Source organism: Actinoallomurus sp. CA-142502, from assembly GCF_050936355.1.
Classification (GTDB): domain Bacteria; phylum Actinomycetota; class Actinomycetes; order Streptosporangiales; family Streptosporangiaceae; genus Actinoallomurus; species Actinoallomurus iriomotensis.
On the sequence record NZ_JBNJMY010000001.1, the window covers coordinates 10,786,007 to 10,809,674 of the forward strand.

Sequence of the window (23,668 nt, forward strand, 5' to 3'; positions counted from 1 at the left end):
TCAGGCGGACTGGGCGGCGCGGCCCTTCAGACGGTTGACGATGGTGTTCGCGTCGCCGCGGGTGAGGTTGCCGCTGATGAGGATGCGGCCCTTGGTGATCGGAGCGTCCACCCGCGGCGCGGCCACCACCTGGTCCCGTACGGTCAGCGCGAACGGGCGGCCCGTGTTACCGCGGGTCAGCCGGGTCAGGGCGCGGCCGTCGGCCGGGATCAGGCTGAGCGACACGGCGTACCCACCGGTCTTCATCCGCTCCACGTGGATGTCGTTGACGCGCTTGATGGTGATGCCGACGGCGAGCTGGTAGCAGATCGCACCGGTGGGGCTCTGCCCGATCGCGCCCTGTACGCCCGGCGGGCACTGCGCGCCGGGGATCTGCTGGGTCACCGGATAGATCTTCAGCGGCGCCGAGAAGCGCACGGGGTGTTCCTGGGAGAAGGCGGCGATCAGCGTCCCGGTCAGGGCGATCGCCGCGATAACCACCCAGAGCGCGATCACTACCGCGATCAGTCCGGGCCGTGCGTGGGGGCGCCGCGCGGCTCGCATCCTGGCCTCCGTTCTGCCGTCCTCCAGAATGAGGACGATTGCGTCCGGGCCGTGGTTGTCCGCGCACCCCCGAAAGGCGCGGCGCACACGGTCGGAGCCGCCTACGTCGGGATCCTCATGGGGATCATCGCATCATTGGACGCCGTGTACGACAAAGGGCACACTCCGGGTCAACCGTGCGGACGAATATGGTCTTCGCATGAGACGGGGAAGGGCGGCGGCGATCGCCTGCGCGGCGGTCGTGCTCGCCGGGGCTCTCACCTGGGCGGCCGTCGATGACGAGCCACAAGTGAAGGCCACGGACCAGCGCATCACGGTCATCGACGGGCCGAAGAACGACCAGCACGTCACTCTCGACACGACCTTCTTCCCGCCCGTACGCGGTGGGCGCGGCCCGGCGGTGCTCCTCGCGCACGGGTTCGGCGGGAGCAAGGACGACACCCGGTCCCAGGCCGAGGATCTCGCGCGGCACGGGTACGCCGTGCTCACCTGGTCCGCGCGCGGCTTCGGGCAGTCCGGCGGCCAGATCACGCTCGACTCGCCGGACTACGACGTGAAGGACGTCCGGCAGCTCGTCGACTGGCTGGCGCGCCGTCCCGAGGTGCGCCTCGACCGGCCCGGCGATCCGCGGGTCGGTGTCGCCGGGCAGTCCTACGGCGGCGCGATCTCGCTGCTGGCGGCCGCGTACGACGCGCGGATCGACGCGATCGCGCCGCAGATCACCTGGTACGACCTGGCCGACGCGCTGTTCCCCGACGCCACCGGCAAGGGGGCGGCGAACGGGGTGTTCAAGAAGGCCTGGGCCGGCATCTTCTTCACGAGCGGCGCGTCATCCACAGCCTGTGGACGATTCCTGCCGTCGCTCTGCTCGATGTACCAGAAGGTGGCCGAGACCGGGCGGCCGACGCCGGAGGCGATCGCGACGCTCCACCGCGACAGCCCCGCGTCCGTGGCCGGCCGCATCCACGCGCCGACCCTCCTCGTACAGGGCCAGACCGACTCGCTGTTCCCCCTCGACCAGTCCGACCGCAACGCGCGCGCCATCACCGGGGCGCCGGTGCGGACCGTCTGGTACCAGGGCGGGCACGACGGCGGCGACCCGGAGACGTCGCGGGTCGACGGCCTGGTCACGGGCTGGTTCGACCACTACCTCAAGGGCGGTCCGCCACCGGATGACGGCGGTTTCGTCGTCACCCGTACGGGCGGCATCGACTCCTCCACCCAGCGCGTGACGATCAGCGCGGCGTCCGCGCCCCGCTACCCCGGGCTGTCCGGCACGACGCGACGGTCCGTGCCGCTGGGCGGCGAGCAGGTCACGGTCCAGAACCCGGCCGGCGGCTCGCCGTCCTCGATCTCCTCCATGCCCGGCCTCGGCCTGCTCGGCGCCCTCCCCAGCACACCGGCCACGGGCGGCGTCGGCGTCGACCTGCCCGGCCAGTCCGCGACGTTCGACTCCGAACCGCTCGACGCGCCCCTGCAGCTGACCGGCGCCGCCCAGGTGCGCCTGCGCGTCAAGGCGGTGAAACCCTCATCGGAGCCGCCCACGCTGTTCGCCAAGGTGTACGACGTCGGCCCCGACGGCCAGGCGTCACCGGCACGCCGCATCGCCGCGCCGCTGCGTCTCGACGGCACCGCGCAGGTGACGCTGCCGGCGATGGACTACCGGTTCGCGGCCGGCCACCGGATCCGGCTGGTGTTCAGCACCACCGACATGGGCTTCGCCTCCCCGGCCCGCCCGGCCGCCTACCAGGTGTCGGTCGAGTCGCCGCTGAGCGTGCCGGTCGACCCGGCGCTGCGCACGCCGCCCGCGCCGCTGCCGTGGTGGGTCTGGGGCTTCCCGGTCATCGCCGTGGCGGCCGGGGCCGTCATCGCGGCGACGTCGCGGCGCCGCCGGCGTCCGCGCGCGGAGGGCGAGACGGACGCCTCGACGCCGCTGGAGATCCGCGGCCTGACCAAGCGTTACAAGAACGGCTATCTCGCCGTGGACGACCTGTCCTTCCGCGTCGAGCGCGGCCAGGTCTGCGGGCTGCTCGGCCCGAACGGCGCCGGCAAGACCACCACCCTGCGCATGCTCATGGGGCTGATCCACCCCGACGACGGCGAGATCCGCATCTTCGGCGAACCGGTACGGCCGGGCGCGCCCGTGCTGTCCCGGCTGGGGTCGTTCGTCGAGGGGCCCGGCTTCCTGCCGCACCTGTCCGGCCGCGACAACCTGGAGCTGTACTGGAAGGCGGCCGGGCGCGGCGAGTCGCACATGGAGCGCGCCCTCGAGATCGCCGGCCTGGGCGACGCCGTACGCCGTCCGGTGCGCACGTACTCGCAGGGCATGCGGCAGCGGCTGGCCATCGCGCAGGCGATGCTGGGCCTGCCGGACCTGCTCGTCCTCGACGAACCGACCAACGGCCTCGACCCGCCGCAGATCGCGGAGATGCGCGAGGTGCTGGTCCGGTACGCCGCCGAGGGCCGCACCGTCATCATCTCCAGTCACCTGCTCGCCGAGGTCGAGCAGACCTGCACCGACGTCGTCGTCATGCACAAGGGCCGGCTCGTCGCCGCCGGCCCGGTCGCCGAGATCGCCGGCCACGACGGCGCGGTCGTCATCGGCACGCCGGACGTGGACCGCGCGCTGAGCGTGCTGACCGCGCTGGAGGGCATCGAGCACGCCGAACCGTACGAACCGGGCGTCCTGGTACGGGTCAACGGCTCACCGCCCTCCGCCGTCGTCGCCGCCCTCGTCGGCGGTGGCGTCGCGGTCGAACGGGTCGCGCCGCACCGCCGTCTCGAGGACGCGTTCCTGGCCCTCATCGGGGAGGACTCATGACCGAGCGAAGCGAGGGAATCAAAAAGCACGCCCCAGTGGTCACGCCCTCCGACGAAGGAGGACTCATGACCGACTCGGGGCGGCGGGGCGCCGATCCGAGCTACCGCCCGCGCCGTACGCTGCCGCTGCGGGTGGAGGCCGTACGGCAGTTTCGCCGGCGCCGTACGTGGATCGCGTTCGCGGTGCTGCTCCTGCTGCCGTGGGTGCTGGCCGCCGCGTTCAAGATCGGCGGCTCGCCGTCCGGCAACGACCCGAACACGCCCGGCCTCGTCACCGTCGCCACGACCGGCGCGCTGAACTTCACCGCGTTCACGCTGTTCGCGTCGGTGGGCTTCCTGCTCGTGGTCGCGGTGGCGCTGTTCTGCGGCGACACGGTGGCCAGCGAAGCGGGCTGGGCGTCCCTGCGGTACCTGCTCGCCGCGCCCGTGCCGCGCGTGCGCCTGCTGCGGCAGAAGCTCATCGTCGCCCTGTCCCTGTCGGCGCTCGCGGTGCTCAGCCTGCCGGTCATGGCCATGATCACCGGCATCTACGTCTTCGGCTGGGCGCGCCTGCGGCTGCCCGCGACCGACACGGCCCTGCCGAACGGCACCGCGCTCACCCGGCTGCTCATCATCGTCGGTTACACGCTCGTCTCCGAGCTGGTCGTGGCCGCGCTGGCGTTCCTGCTGTCGGTGACCACCGACTCACCGCTGGGCGCGGTCGGCGGCGCGGTCGGGCTGGTGATCGTGAGCAACATCATCGACGCGGTCACCGCGCTCGGGCACTGGCGGGAGTTCCTGCCGACGCACTGGCAGTTCGCCTGGACCGACGCGTTGCAGCCGGACCTCGTATGGACCGGCATGGTCAAGGGCATGGTGCTGTCGGCGTCGTACGCCGTGATATTTCTCGCGCTGGCCGTACGCCGGTTCCGCGACAAGGACGTTGTCAGCTGAGCACCGCAGGCGCGATGCTGGCAACGGGCCTCGCGCGTCGTACTCGGCTGGAGTGATCATGGAAGAGCTTCTGGTGTTCGGCGGATCGGGCAGTCGCCGTCTCACCTCGGCGATCTGCCGGCACCTGGAGGTCGAGCCCGGCGACGGTGAGGTCATCCGCTTCTCCGACGGCAACCTGTTCGTGAAGGCCAACCAGAACGTCCGCGGCCGGCACGTCTACGTCGTGCAGTCGACGGTGTTCCCGGCCAACGACAACTTCATGGAGCTGCTGTTCTGGATCGACGCGTTCAAGCGCGCGAGCGCCGCGTCGGTCACCGTGCTCATGCCCTACTTCAGCTACGGCAAGGCCGACAAGAAGGACGAGCCACGCGTCTCGATCCGCGCGCGGGTGTGCGCGGAGGCGATCGAGGCGGCCGGCGCGGCACGGGTGGTCACGATGGACCTGCACGCGCCGCAGATCCAGGGCTTCTTCACCCTGCCCGTCGACGACCTGTACGCCCTGCCCCTGCTGGCCGAGGCGATCGGCACGGGCGAGGACCTCGTCGTCGTCTCGCCGGACGTGGGCTTCGCCAAGCAGGCGCGCAAGTACGCCACGCGGCTCGGCGCACCGCTCGCCATCGCCGACAAAGAACGCGTCGACCACAGCGAGGCGGCGCGCGTCATCGACCTCATCGGCGACGTGGACGGCCGCGACGCGGTCATCGTGGACGACTTCACCATCACCGCCGGCACCCTCGCCGAGGTCGCCGAGGCGTTGATCGCCCGCGGCGCCCGCAGCGTACGCGCGGCGGTCACGCACGGGGTGTTCACCGGCAAGTCGATGGAACGGCTCGACGACAGCCCCATCTCGCGTCTCTACGTCACCGACACCGTGGAGAACCAGCCGGTGAGGCTGTCGGCCAAGGTGGAGACGGTGTCCGTCGCCCCCCTGTTCGCCGAGGCCATCGGCCGCATCCACCGCCGTGAGAGCATCAGCGTCCTGTTCCAGTGAACGCAGGGGCCGGGAGGGCGAGATGGGCATCTTCCGCCGGAAGAGTGACGGCGTGCCCGCCATCGCGTACGTGATCGCCGCCGACCGGCCCGTCCGGTACGGGGGAAAGGCTCCTCTGGAGCTGCGGCTCGCGGTCCGGGCTCCCGGCCGCGAACCGTTCCTCGCCGACCACCGGGAGGTGGTGGCCCGGGCCCGCTGGCCCTGGTCCGGCACCCTCCTGCCGGTACTCGTGGACGCGGACCGACCGGCGCTGGCGGGGATCCGTTGGCGCGAGGTGGCGGGCTTCGACCAGAGCGCGGTGCCGGAGTTCCAGGCGATGGCGGAGCGCCTGACCGGCGGTACGAACGTCCCGGGCGACGGCGGTCCACGGGATTCGGAGCCGGAGGACACGGTTCCCCCGGAGTACCGGCGGGAGTCGCGCGACACCGTGACGGAACTCGAACGCCTGGCGGCCCTGCACATGGTGGGCAGCCTGACCGACGCCGAGTTCGAGGCGGCGAAACGCCGGGTCCTCGACCTGGACTGACGTCGTCCGGCAAGACGCTCAGTAAGAGCTCCCGCGAGATGGCCCGGCCGGGAGTGGGCCCGGCCGGGCGTCGTCCGCTACTACGAGACGGGGCCGACGAGGCAGATGACCTTTCGGTCGCCCAGGGTCCACTGGGCCTTGGTCGGCGAGAAGTAGTACATGTCCAGCTGCTTCTTCGAGGTCGCGTGCTTCGCCTGGTACCGCTTGGTGCAGCCGCGTTCGGCGGCCGCGCCCGAGCTCGACTCGCCGGGCCACGCGCCCTGCGGCAGGGAGAAGATCGAGAAGACCTTGTTGCTGCCCGGCGTGGTGCACGGCTGGGCCTGGACGGTCCTGACCTCGCCGGTCTGCGGTGCGACGCAGTCACCGACGCGCAGCGTGTCCGGGGCCGCCTTCTGCGTCGAGTTGATCTGACCGCTCGCATCGCGCTTGGGCTCGTGCCACTTGGACAGCGCGAACACGCCGACGCCGAGGCCCACGGCCCACAGCAGCGACAGGACGAGGCCGGTTACGGCCAGCCCGACGCCCTTGTCGCCCCGGCGGCGCGTGCGCACGAGTGCCGCGAGGCCGATGATCAGATTCAGCGGGATGGTGATCAGCAGGAAACCGAGGATCCCGAGGATGAGGGACGTGACGGCCAGGCCATTCGTGGAGCGACGGCGGTCCCGATCGGCCCCGCCGTCGGGGCCGGCGCCGTACCAACCCGGTTGGGTGGCGGGGGCTTGGAATGACATTGCTTGTTCCTTCCGGCGTGAGTGCGGGCGTTCTGCGGCCAGCTTTCGCCGTCGCCGTGCCGGATCGCTGTCGTTATGCTGTAGCGCACTGCGCTCTCACTGCCGCCCTTCGGGCGCTCTGACTGCCGCACGGTATCGGGCCAGCTCACGGGGGATGCCGGCCCGCGCGGAAAGGAAAACCGTGACCGAGCCGTCGCCGGCCGCACCGGTCCGTTTCGAGATCCTCGGCCCGCTGCGCGCCTGGCGCGCGGACACCGAACTGGACCTCGGACCGGGCAAACAGCGTGCCGTCCTCGCCGTGCTCCTGCTCAACGCGAACCGGCCGACGCCGACCGCGCGGATCGTCGACGCCGTCTGGGGGGACGAACCGCCCGAGAACGGTGTCAACGTCGTCCAGAAGTACATCGCGGGGCTGCGGCGGATCCTGGAGCCCGGCCGGTCGCCCCGCGCCCCCGGGCAGCTCCTGACGCTCACCGAGGCCGGGTACACGCTCGTCGTGCCGCCGGGCCGTCTCGACGCCGAGGTGTTCACCGACCACGTCACGCGCGCCCGGACGGCGGGCCGCACCGCCGACGCCGCCGGGTATCTGCGGGGCGCGCTCGCGCTGTGGCGCGGCGAGCCGCTGGCCGGGCTGCGCGGCCCCTACTTCGACGCGGCGCGCGAACGCCTCGCCGAGGACCGCGCGGCGGCGGTCGAGGAACGCGCGCGGATCGAGCTGGACCTGGGCGAGCACGCGCGCCTGGTGCCGGAGCTGAGCCGCCTCGTCGCGGAGTTCCCCGTACGCGAGGAGCTCCGGTACCTGCTGATCCTCGCCCTGTACCGGTGCGGCCGGCAGGCGGAGGCGCTCGCGGCGTACCAGAGCGCGCGGGAGTTCCTCGCCGAGGAGTTCGGGGTCGAGCCGGGCGAGCGGCTACGGCAGCTGCACCTGGCGATCCTGCGCTCCGACCGCGCGCTCGCGCCGTACGCCGAGCCGCCCATGCCGGCACCCGCCCCGGTCGCGCCCGCCCCACCGCCGCCGTTCATCCCCGCCGCTCCGGCCGCGATGGCCGCCGTGCCGCGTGTGTGGCGTCCGCCGCCGGCGCTCCGCGCGCTGGCGATCGCCGTGCCGCTGCTCAGCTTCGGCTTCCTGACCTGGGCGGCGCTGGCCTTCTTCGCGGCCCGGCGTCGCAGCCGGGCACTGGGGCTGGCCTCGGCCGGATACTTCCTGCTCGTGGCGGTGTTCGCCTTCACGATGGGCACCGGCAGCGAATCGGCCTGGGACAACGTCGGGATGCTGGCGCTGCTGCTCACGATGGTCGGCGGCACGGTGCACCTCGCCGTGCTGGTGCTCGGCACGTCGGCCCGGCACCAGAACGCCCCGCCCGACCTGGACACGCTGCGGTCGTTGGAGCTGCGGATCCGCCGCGAGCAGGCGCTCACGCTGCTCGACCACTACCCGCCGATAGCCCGCGAGCTGCGCATCGGGCGCCCGGACCTGTCGCGGGTGTTCAACGACGGCGGCCTCGTCGACATCAACGGCGTACCCGAACACGTCCTGGCCGCGCTGCCCGGCGTCACCGTGCCGCAGGCCCAGCAGATCGTGGCCCGCCGCCGCGTGACGGGTGGCTTCGCGTCCGTGGAGGACCTCATCACGTACGGGCTCCTGCCGGTACCGGTCGTCCGGGCCCTGTCGGACGTGCTGATCGCGGTCGCCGACGACACACCGGCCGCCGCTCCGGCCACGGAGCCGACGACGGATGGCCTGGCGCTGCCGCACTAGCAGATGCGTGGGGAGGCTCCCGTGATCAGTGATGAGGCACCGGCTGAGCAGGAACGTCGCATCGTTTCGGCGACCCGCACCGGGACACTGGTCGATCTGTCCGTCGGCGACGCGGAACACGATGACCCCGCGAACGGCGCCCTATGGGATGGGACTCGAACCGTGCGCGCCGAGTTACTGATCGAGTTGCTCACCGCGGAAGGCACATCGGGAAGGCCACGGGCGATCAAGGTGCGAGGCGCCCGTATCCTCGGCCCACTCGATCTGGAAGCCTGCGGTCTCGCATGCCCGTTGCTGCTGCGCGACTGCTACATCGACGATCCCATCAACCTTGACGAAGCCACCGCGCCGGCGATCCGTCTGCCGGGCTGTCACCTTCCAGGCCTGTCCGCCAAGCGGGTACGCATCCTCGGAAACCTGGAGTTCAACGACGGTTTCCTCGCCGGCGGCGAAGTCAGTTTGCTCAGCGCCCGCATCGGAGGTGCGCTCTGGTTGAGCGGGCTGCTGACCAATCCGGGCGGCGTGGCGTTGAGTGCCGGCGGGATCACTGTCGACCAGGACATGGTCTGCGTGCCGAGGTTCACCGCCAAAGGAGAGGTCGACCTGTCCGGTGCTCGGATCGGAGGGCAGCTCGACCTCAGTGGGGCGCAGCTGATCAATCCCGATGGACGTGCGCTGCACGCCGACGGGCTCCGCGTCGAGCAAGGCATGTACTGCTCGGACGGGTTCACCGCATGCGGCGACGTGAACCTGCTCGGCGGCGCCCGTGTTGGCGGTGATCTTTTACTCAGCGGGGCGCGGCTGTCCAATCCCGGCGGACACGCGCTGCACGCCGACGGGCTCCGCGTCGGCCAAGGCATGTACTGCCTGGACAGGTTCACCGCACGCGGCGAAGTGAGCCTGCTCGGGGCTGACATCGGAGGGCCGCTCGTCCTCGCCGGGGCACGCCTGTCCAATCCCGGCAGACCCGCGCTGCACGCCGACCGGATCGGCGTCGGCCAGGGCATGTTCTGCTCGGACAGGTTCAGCGCGGAAGGTGAGATCAGCCTGATCGGCGCCCACATTGGCGGCGATCTCGTACTCAGCGGGGCGCGGCTGGCCAATCCCGGCGGACCCGCGCTGACCGCCGACCAGCTCAGCGTCGATCACGGGATGGACTGCTCGGAATTCACCGCACGCGGTGAAGTGCGCCTGGTCGGTGCCCACATCGGAGAATTCGACCTCCACAACGCGGACCTGACCGAACCCGGTGAATACGCTCTGGCCGCCGACCAGATCAGCATCGCCCGGAACATGGACTGTTCGAAATTGTTCACCGCTGGCGGGGAAGTACGCCTGCGCGGCGCCAACGTCGGAGGACAACTCACCCTCTTCCGGGCAGCCTTGAACAACCGAAAGGGCAAGGCGCTGGACCTCAGGAGTGCGCGAGTCGCCGAGCTGGGACTTCGAGACGCCTCTTGTGAGGGGATCATCGACCTCACCAACGCTCGCGTCGGCGCCTTCGACGACGATCAGGCGACCTGGCCCCAGATCCTGCGGCTGCGCGGTTTCACCTACCAGACCCTGGAAAACGATCAAGTCAGCGTTCACGACCGCCTGCGCTGGCTCACCCGACACCCAGGCGGCTACACACCGCAGATCTATGACCAGCTCGCCGAGGCGTACCGCCGCGCCGGAAACGCCGAGGCCGCCCGAAAGGTGGGCGTGGCCAAGCAGCGGCGACGCCGCAGTGCGCTCAACCCCCTCAACTGGCTGCTGTACGTCACCATCGGTTACGGCTATCGGACCTGGCTGGCCGCAGTCTGGCTGGCAGGACTCGCCGCGCTGGGTTGGTGGGTATTCGGCCGCGCCTACCCTCAGCACATGACCCGGGCGACGCCGAACGCGCCCGGCTTCCACGCGCTCGCCTACACCCTGGACGTGCTGTTGCCAATCGTCGATCTCGGCCAGGAGAAAGCCTGGACTCCGAACGGTTGGGCGGAGTATTGGACGTGGTCGCTGATCGCAGTGGGCTGGGTCCTGACGACCGCGGCGGTGGCCGGCCTGACCGGGATCTTCAAACGCGACTAGTCCGTTCGCGGGCCCAGAAGACGGGGCTCACGCTTCCTGGTGATCGGAATGTCGCGGGGACACTACGGTGCGGCGAATCAACGACTCAGGACACTAGGTGTGCCGTACGGGGACCGCTGGGTTCGTGGCGGCGGTCAGGGCGACGGACCTGGATCCGACCGCGATGACGCGCGCGTCGACGTCGGTGAAGCCGGCGGTCGTCGCGAGCGTGCGTGCGTCCTCCGCCGTGTGCGGCAGCGGTAGGTCGGCGGCGACGAGGTCGGCGAACACGCCGGAAGGACGGAACCCCGACGCCACCGGCAGGGTGAAGGCCACGCGTCCGCCGGGCCTGAGCGCACGTCGCCAGTCGGACAACGCCCGCGGGCCCAGGAAGTGGAGCGACGAGGCGCACACGATCAGGTCGAGGCCCGCGTCGGCCACGGGCAACGGCACCGCCGGCCCGACGCGCCAGTCGATCGCATGCTCAAGCCCGAGCCGTACGGCGCGGGCTCGGCCGGCCGCGATCATCCCGGCCGAGAGATCGACGGCCAGGATCGGCGTGCCCGCGGGCGGGCGTGTCCGGGCCATCGCCAGCGCCGCCGCGCCGCTCCCGCACGCGACATCGGCGATCCTGTCCTGCCCCGCCGACGTGGGCATCAGCGCGAGGAGGGCACGGGCGACGTCGTCGTGATGATCGTCGTCATAGTCTTCGGCCAGCTCGTCGAACGCCCGCGCCATCCGGGCCGGATCCGTCACGGGCACGGTCAGTCGCGGCGGCGCATCGGGTGGTCGTCGGGTATCTCGACGACGCAGATCCGTACGCCGTCGGGGTCGGCGATCCACATCTCGATCAGGCCCCAGGGCTCGCGCTCCGGCTCGCGCAGCACGCGTACGCCGTCCAGCTCGCGCCGGGTCGCCGCGATGTCGCGGACCTGGAGCCAGAGCTGGAGACCTTCGGCGGGCGGCGTGTCGGCGTGCCCGGCGACCTCCAGGTAACCGCCGCCGATGAAGAAGACGGTGCCCACGCCGTCCGGCGTCGCGAACTCGCGGAAGATCGGCAGTTTCAGTGTGTCGCGGTAGAAGGCACGGCTGCGGTCCAGGTCGGTCGGCCGCAGCAGCACCCGGCTGGCGAGAACCTCCATGCCGCTACCGTACGGGCCCTGCCGGTCAAGGCACCAGGCACAACTCGTTGAGCTTCGCTGCCATGCGGCCACCGTACGGCGGGCCTCCGGCGGTGGTTATCGCCGGTGCCGGGGAAGGAGTCCTCTACGGCCGGATCGACACCGCCCGGCCGCTCGGTCGAAGGGGGCAGTCATGCAGGACGAGCTGGCACAGTTGACGGGCTTCGTGTACGAGATCGGTCTGCTGAAGCGCTACAAGCGCACCGGCTGGCTCGTCGCGGGCGTCCGCGATCCGGAGAGCATCGCGGACCATTCGTTCCGCGCCGCGGCCCTCGCGTCGATCGTCGCCGTGCTGGAGGGGGCGAGTCCCGAGCGCGCCGCGCTGCTCAGCATCTTCCACGACAGCCAGGAGACCCGGCTGACCGACATCCCCTACCTCGCCAAGGCGTACGTCAAGCGCGCGCCGAACGAGCAGGTGACGGCCGAGCAGACGCGCGGCCTGCCGGCGGCGGTGGCCGACATGATCTGCGGCAGCGTCGCGGAGTACGAGGACAAGACGAGCCTGGAGGCGCGCTGCGCGCGGGACGCGGACAAGCTGGAGTGCCTGGTCCAGGCGATCGAGTACCGGGAGCAGGGCAACCAGAACATCCAGCTCTGGATCGACAGCTCGCTCGCGGCGCTCCAGACGGCGTCCGGCAAGAAGCTGGCCGACGAACTGCTGCGCACCCGCTCACTCGACTGGCTCGACCGCTTCTTCAACGGCGACGACACGGCCTCGCTCGGCGAGTAGGGGCTAGACCGTCCAGAGGCAGTACATGCGGTGCCCGGTCGCCACCGCGTGCCGGGCGACGGGCGCCAGGCCCCGTACGGCGGCCTCGGTGTGCCATCCGGGGTCCGAGGCCGACGCGGCGGCCAGGGCGCGGGTGAGCGTGTCGGTCACGGTCAGCACGCCGCACTCGGCGACGCCGGCGTCCTCGTCGACCAGTTCGGCGACGCCGGCGCAGTGCCGGGGGTCCGCGGTGATCTCCGCCTCGGTACGGCCGGTCAGGAGCGACTCGATGGCGGCGAGCGCGGCCGGGGGGATCCCCTCGTCGCGGAAGACGGGCCGCGGGCAGCCGGTGGTGAGGACCCCGGCCGCGGCCCGGTCGTCCTCGGCGACGAAGAACTCATACAGCAGAGACATGGGCACCCCGGTCAGGCGAGGGAGGCCGACAGCACGTCGGCGGGGCTGAGCAGGTCCGGCCGGCTGGACATGTGCTGGTCGGCGTCCTCGATCCGCCAGCGGGCGTCCAGGAGGAGCGGCAGGGCGGGATGCGGGCCGGGCAGGCAGAGGCGGACGCGTGCGGCGGTGAAGGTGGCGAGCGCGGCGCGGAGGGTGGCCGCCGGGTCGGCGCCGTCGGCGGTGACCAGGTGGAAGAGGCGGTCCGGTCCGGCGATCCCGGCGGCGGCGACCGCGTCCCCGTCGCGGACGAGCAGCCCGGTGGCGCCCGGCGTCGCGGCCCAGAACGCGTAGTCGGCCGACCGGTCGCGCCCGTTCAGTTCCCGCTCGGCCGCGGCCGCCACGGCCGCCGGCACCCGCTCGGCGGGAGTCCCGGCGAGCGGCGGTCCCTCCAGGTAGAGCAGTGGCCAGCGTGGCACCATGCCGTACCGGACATAGAGCGACATGGCCCGCGGGTCCCGGGAGGCGAAGGTCGACCGTTCCCCGCCGGCCTCGAACCCGGCCTCGAACCCGGCGTCGAACGCGGCGTCCAGCAGGCGCCGCCCGGCGCCGCCGCCGTGCCGCGCCGGATCCACGAACAGGTCGCACAGCAGCGTGAGCCCATCGAGGCACCGGACCGCGCAGTACCCCGCCGCCGCCCCGTCCGCCGCCGCCGCGACGAGGAACCGCCCGTGGGCGCGCAGGTGAGCGACGTAACGCGGATCCGCCCCGTCACCGTCGTCGTTGGCCAGCGCGATCCGCGCGATCGCCGGCAGATCGCCGTCCGCCGCGCCCCGTACGTCCATGGCGGCAGGCTAGCCGCGTCATTCGGTCGGCGCGTACGCGGCGGATCCGAACAGGACACCCTCCACGTAGTCCTGGTCGTTCAGGGCCAGGGTGAACAGCCCCGTCACCTGGTCCCAGACGAGGCCGCCCTCGCGGAAGACGGCGAGCAGGTCTCCGTCCCGGGAGGTCCGCAGCCGGTGGGCCACCGCGCTGCGCTCGGGGTAGGTCGACAGCCAGGCCAGGAAGACCTCCCACTCACGTGGGCGGCGGCTGCCGGCGATGCGCTCGACGACCTCGTCGTCGGTCAGCACACGGCGCTCGCCGATCTTCTCCAGAAGCCGCCAGCGGTCGGGCCGCCGGGAGTTCTTGTCCCAGGCATGGCCGAAGGCGTACACGACCCGGTCCGCGGGCTGCCCGTTGGGCTTGGCCACGACGACGAAGAACGCCTCCCACGCGTCCGCCGGGCTCATCCGGCCGATGGTCCGGTGGATGGTCTCCAGGTCCTCCGCCGCGGTGACCGTGCCCCGGCCGAGGTCGCTCCGGAACGTGGTGAGGTTCGCGGTGACGTACGTCGGCGAGGTCGTGTAGACGGTGTTCGCCTGCCGGGCCACCTCGGGGGGCATGGACCGGGCCAGCGACCGCACATTGCGCCGCACCGCGGCCGAGGAGACCTCCGGCGCCGCGGCGACCTTCTCGGTCACCTCCTCCAGCCGGTCGAGGCCCGGGCTGCGTACGGCCGTGAGCGCGACGAGGTACTCGATGAAGGCCGGGTACCGGAAGCGCAGCGCGCCGGTGCCGTCGTGCCGCAGCAGCTGCTCGGCGATCAGGAGACCGAGCACCTCCCGCTCGTTCCCCCGCAGCCGGGGCGAGCGCTCGGCGATCAGACGCAGCGCCGTCTGCTCGGGGATCCGCGCCTCGGGAGTCCGCACCGCCGCGAGCGCCAGGTCGCCCGCCAGCTCCATGAACACCGTCGCGGTCAGTCCGGAGATCCCCTGGGCGGCGATGTTGGACCGGCGGCGTTCGAAGTATTGCTGGAGGACGTTCTCACCGAGCGCGTCCCCGAACCTGACCGGCCCCTGGAACTCGTACGCCTCCGAGAGCACCCGCAGGTTGAAGGGGACCGAGAGCGCCTCCGTGCCGTCCGGGGTACGCGAACCGACCAGGGAGTACTGGTAGGCCTCGGAGTAGCGGGTGAGGGCCTGCCCGAGCTCCTCGTCCGAGAAACGGGCCAGGCGGTCCTTGAAACGCACGACCGAACGACCTTCGAAGACCGAGATCCAGCGTTCCCAGGTGTCGTCGCGCGCGGTGAAGACCAGGAGTACCGGGAAGGCGAGCAGCCGTCGCCGGTCGGCGGCCGCGTTCAGCTTGCCGAGCGTCTTCAGCAGCTGGACGATCGCGCGCCGGCTCTCGGGGTTGTCGGCCTCGTCCAGGCCGTCGACGACGTACACCAGCGGCATGCCCGTCTCGACCAGCAGGTCGAGGGGGTCCTTGCCGCCGAGGTCCCGGAGGACCTCATTCAGCTCGTGCACGCCGGGGTCATCGGCCGTCCGCGCCACGCAGAAGAAGGCCTCGTCGGCGAGCGCGAGCTGGGTGGCGAGCATGGTCTTGCCCGATCCGGGAGGGTCGAGCACGAGCACGATCTGGGGAGGGACGTCGCGGTCGACCGCCTGCTCGCCACGGTGCCGGAAGGTGCGGCGTCTGGTGAGGCGTTCGAGGGCGCCCGGGGCGACGGCGCGTGTCACCGTCGCGAGGTCGCGGTCGAGGGCCCGGCGTACGTAGATGAGCTGATGGTTCGGCAGCTTGTTCCGGCGGAGGAACGCCGCGGACGCACGGCGGCCGACGGCACGGGCGTCGCGGATCGCCGCGACGCGATGCCGGGCCTCCGCGCGGGCCTCGGGTGCGTCCGGCTGGGTGACGGCCCGGTTGCGGACCAGGGTGAGGTCGCCGCCCTGGTCGCGATCCTGGCTGTGCGGAAGTGGCCGGGACCGGCTTGCCAGCATCTCTCGCAGGGTGCGGTAGATGGTGTCGAGATCGAGGAGCTCCGGGCCGCCGGGCAGCCCCTTCCGCAGCAGGGACACGAGCTCGCCGGTGAAGGCCGTGTAGGTCTCGCCGGGCACCGCGAGCGCCGCGTCCTCCGCCGCGGTGAGCAGGTAGGTGCCGGAAATGGTCGCCTTGTCGATGATGGGGGCGGAGCGCCCGGTCATTTCCGCACGGGCGCTGTAGCAGCAGTCGAGGATCACTATTTTCCGGCGCGCGCCGCTTTCGTGGATGCGTTTACGCACGTGCTGGTACGGCACCGCCGTGTAATCCACCTTGCCGGGCTGGGAATCGGTGAGGGTGAGATGCAAGTCCAGCTTTTCGTCCAGAAGCCCGTGCCCCGCGTAGTAGACCACGAGGGTGTCCTTTGCCTCCTGCGCGGCCTTCGCCACCGCCTCGACGACGTCGGGAACGTGGGCGGGATCGGCCACGATGCGGCAGTTGGCTTCGTGCACTCCCCAAAGATCCGGCTCACACAGCAGCTTTTTCAACGCCTCGAGATTGTTCGCGACGTGCGGCAGCTCGTCGAGCGCGGTGTACCGGGCCGTGCCGATCAGCACGACACGCGACGTCCTAGCGTCCGGCAGCGTCACCGTCGGAGCCTTCCAGCATGTGGGTGATCTGCGCCGGATCGGTGACCTCGCCGCCGATGCGCACCGTGCGGCCCGAGACCTGGATGACGAGCGGCGGGGTGGAGGTGCGGGTGCGGCGCCAGCTCGCGATGGCGAGGGCGAGGTTACCGAGCGAGAAGCCGCTCTCCAGGGCGAGCTTGACGACCTCGAAGGCGGTGCCCATCTGGCCGGACCCCGGCCGAGCGTGCTCGAGTGTGACCCGGGCACTCTGGACGATCGTGGGCCTGCCCTTGAGCCAGGCGCCGAGGGACGTGATCTCCCGCTCCGGATCTTTACTTTCGAAGCCGATACGAATCTCCATCGAGACTCCCTCCGTCGCCCCTACCACGGTACTGAGACGCGAGGAGAATGGCGTGAAGTTCCAGCCGGTCAGCCCCTAATTGTGCGGAAAACGAGCGCGGTCCGCGACAATGCCGAATTCGGCGGGGCCATTCCTCATGCGATGGCCGTCCGTATCGCGGCGAGGTAGCCCGCCAGCAGGGCGTCGGCGGTGCGGCCGACCATGTGGTCGCCCGGCAGGAACCGCTCGGTGTGCAGGCCGGGGGCGTCGGTGGCGTCCGGGGGTGCCGTGCCGATGAACATCATCAGGCCCCGCGTCACGTCGCAGTAGTGGGAGAAGTCGTCCGCGCCGTACGAGCGGAAGCCCGCGTCGACGGTCACGCCGTCGTCGGTGAGGCGGCCGGCCGCGTCGGCGGCCAGGGCCGGGTCGTTGACCAGCACCGGCTCTCCGGGCGAGAAGTGCGCGTGGCCCTCGCAGCCGTGCGCGGCGGCCGTGTGGGTGACGATCTCGGTGATCAGCGACGCCGCGACGGCGCGGTCGGAGTCGCGCATCACGCGTACGGTGCCGCGCGCCGACGCGGTCTCGGGCACCACGTTGGCGGCCGTGCCGCCGCCGATCTGGCCGACCGAGCAGACCGCGCCGAGCACCGGGTCGAACCGCCGGCTGGCCAGGTGCTGGAGGCTGACGACGATCTGGCACAGGGCGAGCACCGGGTCACGTGCGACGTGCGGGTACCCGGCGTGGCCGCCGAGTCCGGTGACCGTCACCTCGAACTCGTCGGTGGCGGCGTTGACCGGCCCCGGAGTGACCGCGACGACTCCGTCGGTCAGGCGCGGCTGCACGTGGGCCGCCACCATCGCGCGTACGTCGTGGTCGGTCAGGATTCCGGAGCCGACGATGTCCTCGGCGCCCGAGGGCGAGGTCTCCTCGCGCGGTTGCAGAACGGCGAGGATCGGCACGTCCACGCCGATGCGCTCGGCGGCGCGGCAGACCGCGACCAGCGCGGCGAGGTGGACGTCGTGGCCGCAGGCGTGCATGGCGTTGTTCGCCGACGCCCAGGGGACCCCGGTGCGTTCGATGACCGGCAGGGCGTCCAGCTCCGCCCGCAGGGCGACCGCCGGACCCCGGTCGCCGATCCGTACGACCCGTCCGGTGTCGGCGGCGCGCTGTCCGGGTCCGGCGCCGAGCGCGCGTACGACCTCGGCCGCGGTGTCGGCCTCGTCGCCCGACAGCCGCGGGTCGGCGTGCAGCCGGTGCCGCAGCGCGACCGCGGCCGGCAGCTCGTCCGCGATGGCCGCGCGCAGCTTGAGATGCAGTTCGTTCAGCTCGTCCATCAGTGCCGCTCCTCCAGCCCGTACACGCGCCGGGCGTTCTCGCCGCCGGCCAGCCGCGCGATCCGCTCCGCGTCCTTCTCCGTCCAGACCCCCTCGTCCAGCCCGGACCGCAGTAAGTCCGACAGCCCTCGGCGGAACAGCAGGGAGCCGAGGTGGAACAGCTCGGGCAGGCCGTAGGCGTCGGAGGAGAACAGGAACTTGCCGAACGGGGCGAGTTCGAGCAGCTCGGCGATCAGTGCCGGCGCCCGGTGCCCGACGCCGTGCGTGGCGAGCCCGACGTCGACGAAGACGTTCGGGAACACCTGCGCGAGGTACCCGGCGTGCCGGTGGAACGGGTAGTTGTGCAAGAGCATGATCGGTGTGCCGGTGGGTTCGATCGCGCGCAGCAGCCCGGTGAGTAGCAGCGGGTCGCAGCGGTGCAGGTCGAGGTCCGCGTCGCCGTACCCGACGTGGAACTGGATCGGCAGCCGCAGGTCGACGCCGCACCAGACCAGGAACGCCTGGAGGGTCGGGTCGGCGAGCCGCACCGGGGCGCCGGCCTCGATCGCGGCGAGCCAGCGCCCGGCCGCCGCCGTGACCTCGGCGTCTCCGGGGCGGTCGGCGGGCAGGTCGAGGCCGACCCGGTACGCCGCGACGGACTTCAACCCGGCCGCCGAGGCGGCGCGCCCGGCCAGCCGCTCACGGAACGCGCCGGCGAACCCCTCCGCGCTCGTCCCGGACTCCGCGACCTCCTCGGCCACCTGTTCCAGCCGGACGATCTCGTGCGCCGTCGCCCCCGCGAGAGCGCCCAGCTCGCCGGGCGTGAGAAGCGTGTCCATCGGGTAGCCGGTGTCGACGCAGAGCGCGGCCAGCCCCGCCTCGCGCAGGAAGCGCCGGTTCACCTCGGCGAATCCCAGGTCGGCGCGGCGCGCGAGGTAGTCGTCGGCGGGCGCGTGCGGCGGCAGGTCCAGCACCGGCGCGCACCAGCGGCGTACGGCGAACCCGAGCTGGGAGTCGAAGAGCGTGCCGCCGAGCGGGGCGGGGGCCTCCGCCTCGGTGAGCAGGGACTCGAACGCGCTCCGGTCGAGGTCGCGACCTGCCACGCCGTGACAGTGATGGTCGACGAGACGGAGATGCGCAACGAAGGGCAGCGGCGAAGGCACTCGGTCATTCCTCCTCTCCCGACTGATCACTGACCCTCTGTTACCCGCCTTTCGCCCGGATACGGCGTGCTCTCCCTCACGAATCCTCCTTCGTCGGGGGAGTGATCAGGCGCGCGTGCCTTTTGGTTCGCTCGCTCCGCTCGCTCACGCTCTTGCCGAGACGGTCGCGACGCCGTACAAGGTGTACGTGCCGAACGAGAGAGCGATTGTCATGGACCAGCAGGAGCGGGCGCGGCGGGCGGCGGCCGCGCGGCAGGTGGCCGGTGACCTCGCCGCGAGGGACATCACCGGCATCGCGGTCACGTGGGTGGACACCTCCGGCGTCACGCGGGTCAAGGCGGTGCCGCTCTCGCGCCTGGAGCACGCGGCGGCCTGGGGCATCGGCATGTCCCCCGTGTTCGACGCGTTCCTGGTCGACGACTCGATCACGAGCGGCCGCTTCGCGGGCGGACCCGTCGGCGACCTGCGGCTGCACCCCGACCTGGACCGGCTCACCGTGATGGCCGCCATGCCCGGCTGGGCGTGGGCGCCCGCGGACCGCTACGACCAGGAGGGGCGGCGGCATCCGCTCGACGCGCGCTACCTGGCCCGGCGCGAGGTGGAGCGGCTGGCCTCCGAGGGCCTGGCGGTCAAGGCCGCGTTCGAGGTCGAGTGGGCCGTCTCGCTCGGCGACGGCGACGACTTCACCCCCGCCTGCTCCGGTCCCGCGTACGGCATGACGCGGCTGGCCGAGCGGTCGGACTACCTGCGGGACGTGGTGGAGGCGCTGTCGGCGGCGGGGATCGCGGTCGAGCAGATCCACCCCGAGTACGCCGCGGGACAGTACGAGGTGTCGGTCGCGCCCGCCGGCCCGGTCGCCGCGGCCGACACGTTCGTCCTGGTCCGCGAGACGATCCGCGCGGTCAGCCTGGCCCACGACCTGCGCGCGACGTTCGCCCCCAAGGTGGTCGCCGACGGCGTCGGCAACGGCGCGCACGTCCATCTGAGCCTGTGGCGCCAGGGCGAGAACCTGATGTCCGGCGGCGCGGGCCGGTTCGGCCTGACGGCGGACGCCGACGGTTTCGCCGCGGGCGTCCTGTCGCGGCTTCCGGCGCTCCTGGCGATCGGCGCGCCATCCGTCGCCAGCTACCTGCGGCTCGTGCCCTTCCACTGGGCCGGGGCGTACGCGTGCTGGGGGCTGGAGAACCGGGAGGCGGCGCTGCGGTTCGTCACCGGTGCGGTCGGCGACCGGGACCAGGCGGCCAACCTGGAGGTCAAGTGCTTCGACGGGGCCGCCAACCCCTACCTCGTCATGGCGGCGCTCCTGGCCGCGGGGCGCGCGGGCCGGAACGGGGACGAGGCGCTCCCCGAGCCGATCGACGTCGACCCGGCGTCCCTCGACGACGTCCCCCCGTTGCCGCCGGCCCTGGACGAGGTGGTCGAGGCGTTCGAGGCCGACGACGTGCTGAGAGAGGCGCTGGGCGAGGAGCTGATCGACACCGTCGCGGTCGTCCGGCGGAGCGAGATCGCGCTGTTCGACGGCCTGCCGCCCGAAGAGATCGCCGCGCGCACGCGGTGGAGGTACTAGACCGGCGAAAACAGCATGGCATGATGACGCGCGTGTCCGATCCGGCGGGAGTGGTCCTCCGTAGGTACGCCCAGTTCGCGCTCGACCGGCTGGTCACGACGGTGCCGGCGGCCGTCGTGCTGGTGCTCGGCCTGCGCTGGACGCTGCACCTGCCCCGGAACGAGGGCCGGATGACGCCCGCGTACCTCACGATGGCCGGCTTCCTGCTCGTCGTCCTGGTCGGCAACTGGTTCGTCGAGGTGTGGGTGCCGCACCGCTGGCTCGGCGGCACCCCGGGCATGCGCTGCCTCGGGCTGCGGGTGGTGACCGAGCGCGGCGAGACGCCCGGCCTGCGCGCGTACCTGATCCGCTGGGCCATGATGATCGTGGACGGCTACTTCTTCGGCCTGGTGGGGGCGCTCTCCATCGCGCTCAGCCCGCGTCACCAGCGGTTCGGTGACATGGTGGCGCGCACTCTCGTCGTACGCCGCGCCTGAGCCGGGTTCACTCGACCAGGCGGCTCTCCCAGGCCCAGATGGCGACCTCGGTACGGTTGCGGACCCCGAGCTTGCGCTGGACGCCGTTCAGGTGCGTCTTGACCGTGGACAGTGAGATGACGAGCGCGTCACCGATCTCGGCGTTAGTCATGCCGCGGGCCACGGCCCGTACGACCTCCAGCTCGCGCGTGGTCAGGGGCTCGGCCGGCCGGGCCGCGCCGGAGGCCGGGCGGGCGAACCGCGCCAGCAGGCGCGTCGTGATCGACGGCGAGACCATCGACTCGCCCTCGGAGGCGGCGCGCACGGCCTCGACGAGGAGCCGCGGCCCGGCGTCCTTGAGCAGGAAGCCGCACGCGCCCGCACGCAGCGCCGAGTAGACGTTCTCGTCCTCGTCGTAGGTGGTGACGACCACGACGCGCATCGGCTGGGGCACGTCCGGGCCGGCCAGCAGGCGCGTGGCCTGGATGCCGTCGATGCGCGGCATGCGGATGTCCATGAGCGTCACGTCGGGCCGCAGTTCGCGGGCCAGGCTCACCGCCGCCTCGCCGTCGGGCGCCTCGCCGACCACGTCGATGTCGGGTTCGGCGTCGAGGATCAGCCGGAACCCGGTGCGCACCATCGCCTGGTCGTCGGCGACGAGGACGCGGATGCTCATGAGTCCTCGTTCCTCGGAGGAGAGACCATGGGCGCTGCGTCGCCTGTTCGCTCACTGCGTTCGCTCATGGGGCTCCTGGCGGTCGAGGGGGAGGCGTACGGTGATCCGCCATCGTCGTCCGGACTCCGCACCGGCGCGGAGTGTACCGCCGAGCGCGCTGACGCGTTCGCCCATGCCGACCAGCCCGTACCCGGATCCCCCGCCGGACGGTTCGCCGGCGCCGTCGTTGAGGACCTCCAGGTGGAGCACGTCGGCGGCCGGGTCGTGCTGCACCCGCGCGGAAACGCGTACGTCCGTCGCGTCCGGCGCGTGCCGGCGGACGTTGGTCAGCGCCTCGAGGACCACTCGGTGGACCGTCGTGATCAGCGCGGGCGCGGGATCGAGCCGGTCCAGGTCACCGGGCAGGTCCGTGACGACCCCGTCGTGGCCGGCGGCGGCGTCGAGCACGGCCGCGCGGATGCCGGAGGCGGGCGGCGCGGGCTCCTGACCGGTGTCCTCGCGGAGCATGCCGACGAGCCGCCGCATCGCCGTCAGGGCGTTCGATCCGGCCTCCTCGATCTCGCGGAAGACGTCGTCGTCCGGCTCGGCCGACCGGCCGGCGAGCACCCGCGCGGCCTGGGCCCGTACGACGATGCCGGTGACGTGGTGCGCGACGAAGTCGTGCAGCTCGCGGGCCATGCGCAGCCGTTCGGCCGTACGGGCCTCGGCGAGGGCGGCCCGGCGGCGGGTGTCGGCGTCGCGCAGGATCAGGCCGACGGCCAGTGAGCCGCCCCACAGCAGTGCGGCGGGTACCGCGATCAGCGCGGTGGGCGATCCGACGCCGTACCGCAGCACCGGGGCGGCGGTCATCGCGACGCCGCCGCAGACGGCGAGGCCCACGGCCGCCGTACGGCCGGTCCGCCGGCATCCGGCGCCGACGAGCAGGGCGAGCGCGAGCGTCTCGGTGGCGCCCGGAGCCATGACGGACGGGTGTGCCAGGGCGGCGATCGCGGTGTCCAGCAGGCTGATCGCGACGACACCGCCGCCGAGCGGCCCGATCCAGTCGGTGAAGCGGCGGCGCAGCACGGCCAGTACGGCCGCCACCGGCCCGAACGCGGTCGCCGTCGCGGTGGCCAGCCCCGCCGCGAGGCCGCCCGTACCGGAGGAACCGGCGACCGCCACACTGTCGGCCACCAGGCACAGCGCCAGGGCGGCGATCTCGGCGACGATCGGGCCACGGCGGACGACGGTTCCTGCTGGGCCGTCCTCAGATCGCGCACCGGTCATGCCATCGAGGATGCCGTCTTCTTCCGGTACCCGGATCGGCCGAAAGTTCGAGAGAACGGCGCCAGGACCGAACCCGCGACCGAGGCGGACCGGGGCGACCGCTCGGCAGGATGCGAAGCGACCGGAAACGCCGACAGAGAAGGTGGTTCGATGATGTCCGAGGAGAGGGAGCCCTGGCCCGCCGACGACCCGTGGTACCGGTTCACGCCGAGGAACCTCGCCGTCGGTTACCTGAGCCTGTTCGCCGCGCTGATCTGCCTGGGCTGGAGCGTCATGAGCCTGCTCGACGACGACACCGGCGTCCGGCAGACGATCTTCTTCGCGATATTCGGAGCGGTCGCGGTGTTCTGGCTGGTCCGCACCACGAACGGCCTCAGGGTGCTCCTGCGCCGCCGTTCCGGCCGGTAGGTCACGTCGCGGTCTTCGAGCGGGCCACCTGGTGGAGGGCGTCGAGGCCGGGCGCCTCCCGCTCGGTCGCGTCGGCCGCGATCCGGCCGGCGCGCGGATGCTCGGGTGCGCCGATCCAGTGGTGCAGGGCCGCCAATGCGGTCAGCCCCTCCTCCTTCGCCCGTTCGAGCCGGAGGAACCACGGATACTCGGCGAGGTTCCCTTCGGCACCCGCGTCGACGCGTGCGACGAAGTGGGCGGCGTCCCCGCTGACCGACGCCCACAGATAACCGATGACCTTCTCGTCCTTGGTGACCGGAAGATAGCGGACCGGTGATTCGGTCCGGAACCCGTATCCCCGCCGCCGCAGGGTGAACGGCGACAGCTCGGCGTCCGGCGCGGTCTCGTCCGGGAAGTCACTCACGACATCGGCCT

The 23,668-nt window shown here is 72.0% G+C and carries 23 protein-coding genes; 10 read left to right on the forward strand and 13 right to left on the reverse strand.

Annotated elements, in window-relative coordinates; translation table 11 throughout:
* A complete protein-coding gene (locus tag ACQEV1_RS50720) occupies nucleotides 1-543 on the reverse strand; it encodes a SecDF P1 head subdomain-containing protein (protein ID WP_433405240.1) in 543 nt (180 codons plus the stop codon).
* A 199-nt stretch (nucleotides 544-742) separates the two neighbouring features.
* Between ACQEV1_RS50720 and ACQEV1_RS50725 the strand changes: the two genes are divergently transcribed.
* The 4 genes from ACQEV1_RS50725 (at nucleotide 743) to ACQEV1_RS50740 (ending at nucleotide 5,813) form a co-directional block, all read left to right on the forward strand.
* On the forward strand, nucleotides 743-3,364 hold the full coding sequence (locus ACQEV1_RS50725) for an alpha/beta fold hydrolase (protein ID WP_433405243.1): 2,622 nt from the start codon (nucleotides 743-745) through the stop codon (nucleotides 3,362-3,364).
* Nucleotides 3,365-3,429: 65 nt separating this feature from the next.
* The gene (locus ACQEV1_RS50730; protein ID WP_433405245.1) at nucleotides 3,430-4,296 is read left to right on the forward strand and encodes an ABC transporter permease; all 867 of its coding nucleotides are present in this window, start codon (nucleotides 3,430-3,432) and stop codon (nucleotides 4,294-4,296) included.
* Between the two features lie 58 nt (nucleotides 4,297-4,354).
* On the forward strand, nucleotides 4,355-5,287 hold the full coding sequence (locus ACQEV1_RS50735; RefSeq protein ID WP_285629595.1) for a ribose-phosphate diphosphokinase: 933 nt from the start codon (nucleotides 4,355-4,357) through the stop codon (nucleotides 5,285-5,287).
* A 22-nt stretch (nucleotides 5,288-5,309) separates the two neighbouring features.
* Nucleotides 5,310-5,813, forward strand: coding sequence for a hypothetical protein (locus tag ACQEV1_RS50740; protein WP_433405249.1), 504 nt, complete (start codon nucleotides 5,310-5,312; stop codon nucleotides 5,811-5,813).
* An 80-nt stretch (nucleotides 5,814-5,893) separates the two neighbouring features.
* Here the strand turns inward: ACQEV1_RS50740 and ACQEV1_RS50745 are convergent, their stop codons facing one another.
* A complete protein-coding gene (locus ACQEV1_RS50745; protein ID WP_433405250.1) occupies nucleotides 5,894-6,544 on the reverse strand; it encodes a DUF4190 domain-containing protein in 651 nt (216 codons plus the stop codon).
* A 181-nt stretch (nucleotides 6,545-6,725) separates the two neighbouring features.
* Here ACQEV1_RS50745 and ACQEV1_RS50750 point away from each other — a divergent pair, with 181 nt between their 5' ends.
* Together ACQEV1_RS50750 and ACQEV1_RS50755 are read left to right on the forward strand one after the other, a co-directional pair.
* Nucleotides 6,726-8,303 carry a BTAD domain-containing putative transcriptional regulator gene (locus tag ACQEV1_RS50750; RefSeq protein WP_433405253.1) on the forward strand — a complete coding sequence of 526 codons (1,578 nt, stop codon included), beginning with the start codon at nucleotides 6,726-6,728 and terminating at the stop codon, nucleotides 8,301-8,303.
* Between the two features lie 21 nt (nucleotides 8,304-8,324).
* Nucleotides 8,325-10,373: a hypothetical protein gene (locus ACQEV1_RS50755; RefSeq protein WP_433405256.1), complete on the forward strand. Its 2,049-nt coding sequence runs from the start codon at nucleotides 8,325-8,327 to the stop codon at nucleotides 10,371-10,373.
* A gap of 93 nt (nucleotides 10,374-10,466) precedes the next feature.
* Here ACQEV1_RS50755 and ACQEV1_RS50760 read toward each other — a convergent pair whose 3' ends face one another.
* Complete coding sequence (locus ACQEV1_RS50760; RefSeq protein ID WP_433405259.1) at nucleotides 10,467-11,108, reverse strand: class I SAM-dependent methyltransferase; 642 nt, start codon at nucleotides 11,106-11,108, stop codon at nucleotides 10,467-10,469.
* An 8-nt stretch (nucleotides 11,109-11,116) separates the two neighbouring features.
* Entirely contained in the window at nucleotides 11,117-11,494 is a 378-nt protein-coding gene (locus ACQEV1_RS50765) for a VOC family protein (protein ID WP_285629589.1), read from the reverse strand.
* Between the two features lie 172 nt (nucleotides 11,495-11,666).
* Between ACQEV1_RS50765 and ACQEV1_RS50770 the strand changes: the two genes are divergently transcribed.
* The gene (locus tag ACQEV1_RS50770) at nucleotides 11,667-12,263 is read left to right on the forward strand and encodes an HD domain-containing protein (RefSeq protein WP_285629588.1); all 597 of its coding nucleotides are present in this window, start codon (nucleotides 11,667-11,669) and stop codon (nucleotides 12,261-12,263) included.
* 3 nt (nucleotides 12,264-12,266) lie between these two features.
* On the opposite strand, the gene ACQEV1_RS50775 is transcribed toward ACQEV1_RS50770, so the two are convergent.
* The 6 genes from ACQEV1_RS50775 to ACQEV1_RS50800 all read right to left on the reverse strand — a co-directional run bounded on the left by ACQEV1_RS50775 (nucleotide 12,267) and on the right by ACQEV1_RS50800 (nucleotide 18,822).
* On the reverse strand, nucleotides 12,267-12,656 hold the full coding sequence (locus ACQEV1_RS50775; protein WP_433405262.1) for a hypothetical protein: 390 nt from the start codon (nucleotides 12,654-12,656) through the stop codon (nucleotides 12,267-12,269).
* Nucleotides 12,657-12,667: 11 nt separating this feature from the next.
* The gene (locus ACQEV1_RS50780; protein WP_433405265.1) at nucleotides 12,668-13,477 is read right to left on the reverse strand and encodes a GNAT family N-acetyltransferase; all 810 of its coding nucleotides are present in this window, start codon (nucleotides 13,475-13,477) and stop codon (nucleotides 12,668-12,670) included.
* Between the two features lie 18 nt (nucleotides 13,478-13,495).
* A complete protein-coding gene (locus tag ACQEV1_RS50785; protein ID WP_433405268.1) occupies nucleotides 13,496-16,054 on the reverse strand; it encodes a caspase, EACC1-associated type in 2,559 nt (852 codons plus the stop codon).
* A 13-nt stretch (nucleotides 16,055-16,067) separates the two neighbouring features.
* Nucleotides 16,068-16,427, reverse strand: a complete 360-nt coding sequence (locus ACQEV1_RS50790) for an effector-associated constant component EACC1 (RefSeq protein ID WP_433405270.1) — start codon at nucleotides 16,425-16,427, stop codon at nucleotides 16,068-16,070.
* Between the two features lie 134 nt (nucleotides 16,428-16,561).
* Entirely contained in the window at nucleotides 16,562-17,740 is a 1,179-nt protein-coding gene (locus tag ACQEV1_RS50795; protein ID WP_433405272.1) for a M20 metallopeptidase family protein, read from the reverse strand.
* On the reverse strand, nucleotides 17,740-18,822 hold the full coding sequence (locus ACQEV1_RS50800; protein ID WP_433405275.1) for an amidohydrolase family protein: 1,083 nt from the start codon (nucleotides 18,820-18,822) through the stop codon (nucleotides 17,740-17,742). The genes ACQEV1_RS50795 and ACQEV1_RS50800 overlap by 1 nt, the downstream gene beginning before the upstream one ends.
* Nucleotides 18,823-19,069: 247 nt before the next feature.
* Between ACQEV1_RS50800 and ACQEV1_RS50805 the strand changes: the two genes are divergently transcribed.
* Together ACQEV1_RS50805 and ACQEV1_RS50810 are read left to right on the forward strand one after the other, a co-directional pair.
* The gene (locus tag ACQEV1_RS50805) at nucleotides 19,070-20,449 is read left to right on the forward strand and encodes a hypothetical protein (protein WP_433405277.1); all 1,380 of its coding nucleotides are present in this window, start codon (nucleotides 19,070-19,072) and stop codon (nucleotides 20,447-20,449) included.
* A gap of 32 nt (nucleotides 20,450-20,481) precedes the next feature.
* Nucleotides 20,482-20,925 (forward strand): RDD family protein, encoded by a 444-nt coding sequence (locus ACQEV1_RS50810; protein ID WP_433405279.1) that lies wholly within the window; start codon nucleotides 20,482-20,484, stop codon nucleotides 20,923-20,925.
* Between the two features lie 7 nt (nucleotides 20,926-20,932).
* On the opposite strand, the gene ACQEV1_RS50815 is transcribed toward ACQEV1_RS50810, so the two are convergent.
* Together ACQEV1_RS50815 and ACQEV1_RS50820 are read right to left on the reverse strand one after the other, a co-directional pair.
* Nucleotides 20,933-21,580: a response regulator gene (locus ACQEV1_RS50815; RefSeq protein ID WP_285629579.1), complete on the reverse strand. Its 648-nt coding sequence runs from the start codon at nucleotides 21,578-21,580 to the stop codon at nucleotides 20,933-20,935.
* Between the two features lie 51 nt (nucleotides 21,581-21,631).
* Nucleotides 21,632-22,846 carry a sensor histidine kinase gene (locus ACQEV1_RS50820; RefSeq protein WP_433405281.1) on the reverse strand — a complete coding sequence of 405 codons (1,215 nt, stop codon included), beginning with the start codon at nucleotides 22,844-22,846 and terminating at the stop codon, nucleotides 21,632-21,634.
* 153 nt (nucleotides 22,847-22,999) lie between these two features.
* Between ACQEV1_RS50820 and ACQEV1_RS50825 the strand changes: the two genes are divergently transcribed.
* Entirely contained in the window at nucleotides 23,000-23,254 is a 255-nt protein-coding gene (locus ACQEV1_RS50825) for a hypothetical protein (RefSeq protein ID WP_285629577.1), read from the forward strand.
* A gap of 1 nt (nucleotide 23,255) precedes the next feature.
* On the opposite strand, the gene ACQEV1_RS50830 is transcribed toward ACQEV1_RS50825, so the two are convergent.
* Entirely contained in the window at nucleotides 23,256-23,657 is a 402-nt protein-coding gene (locus ACQEV1_RS50830) for a hypothetical protein (protein WP_433405284.1), read from the reverse strand.
* Nucleotides 23,658-23,668: the final 11 nt, after the last annotated feature.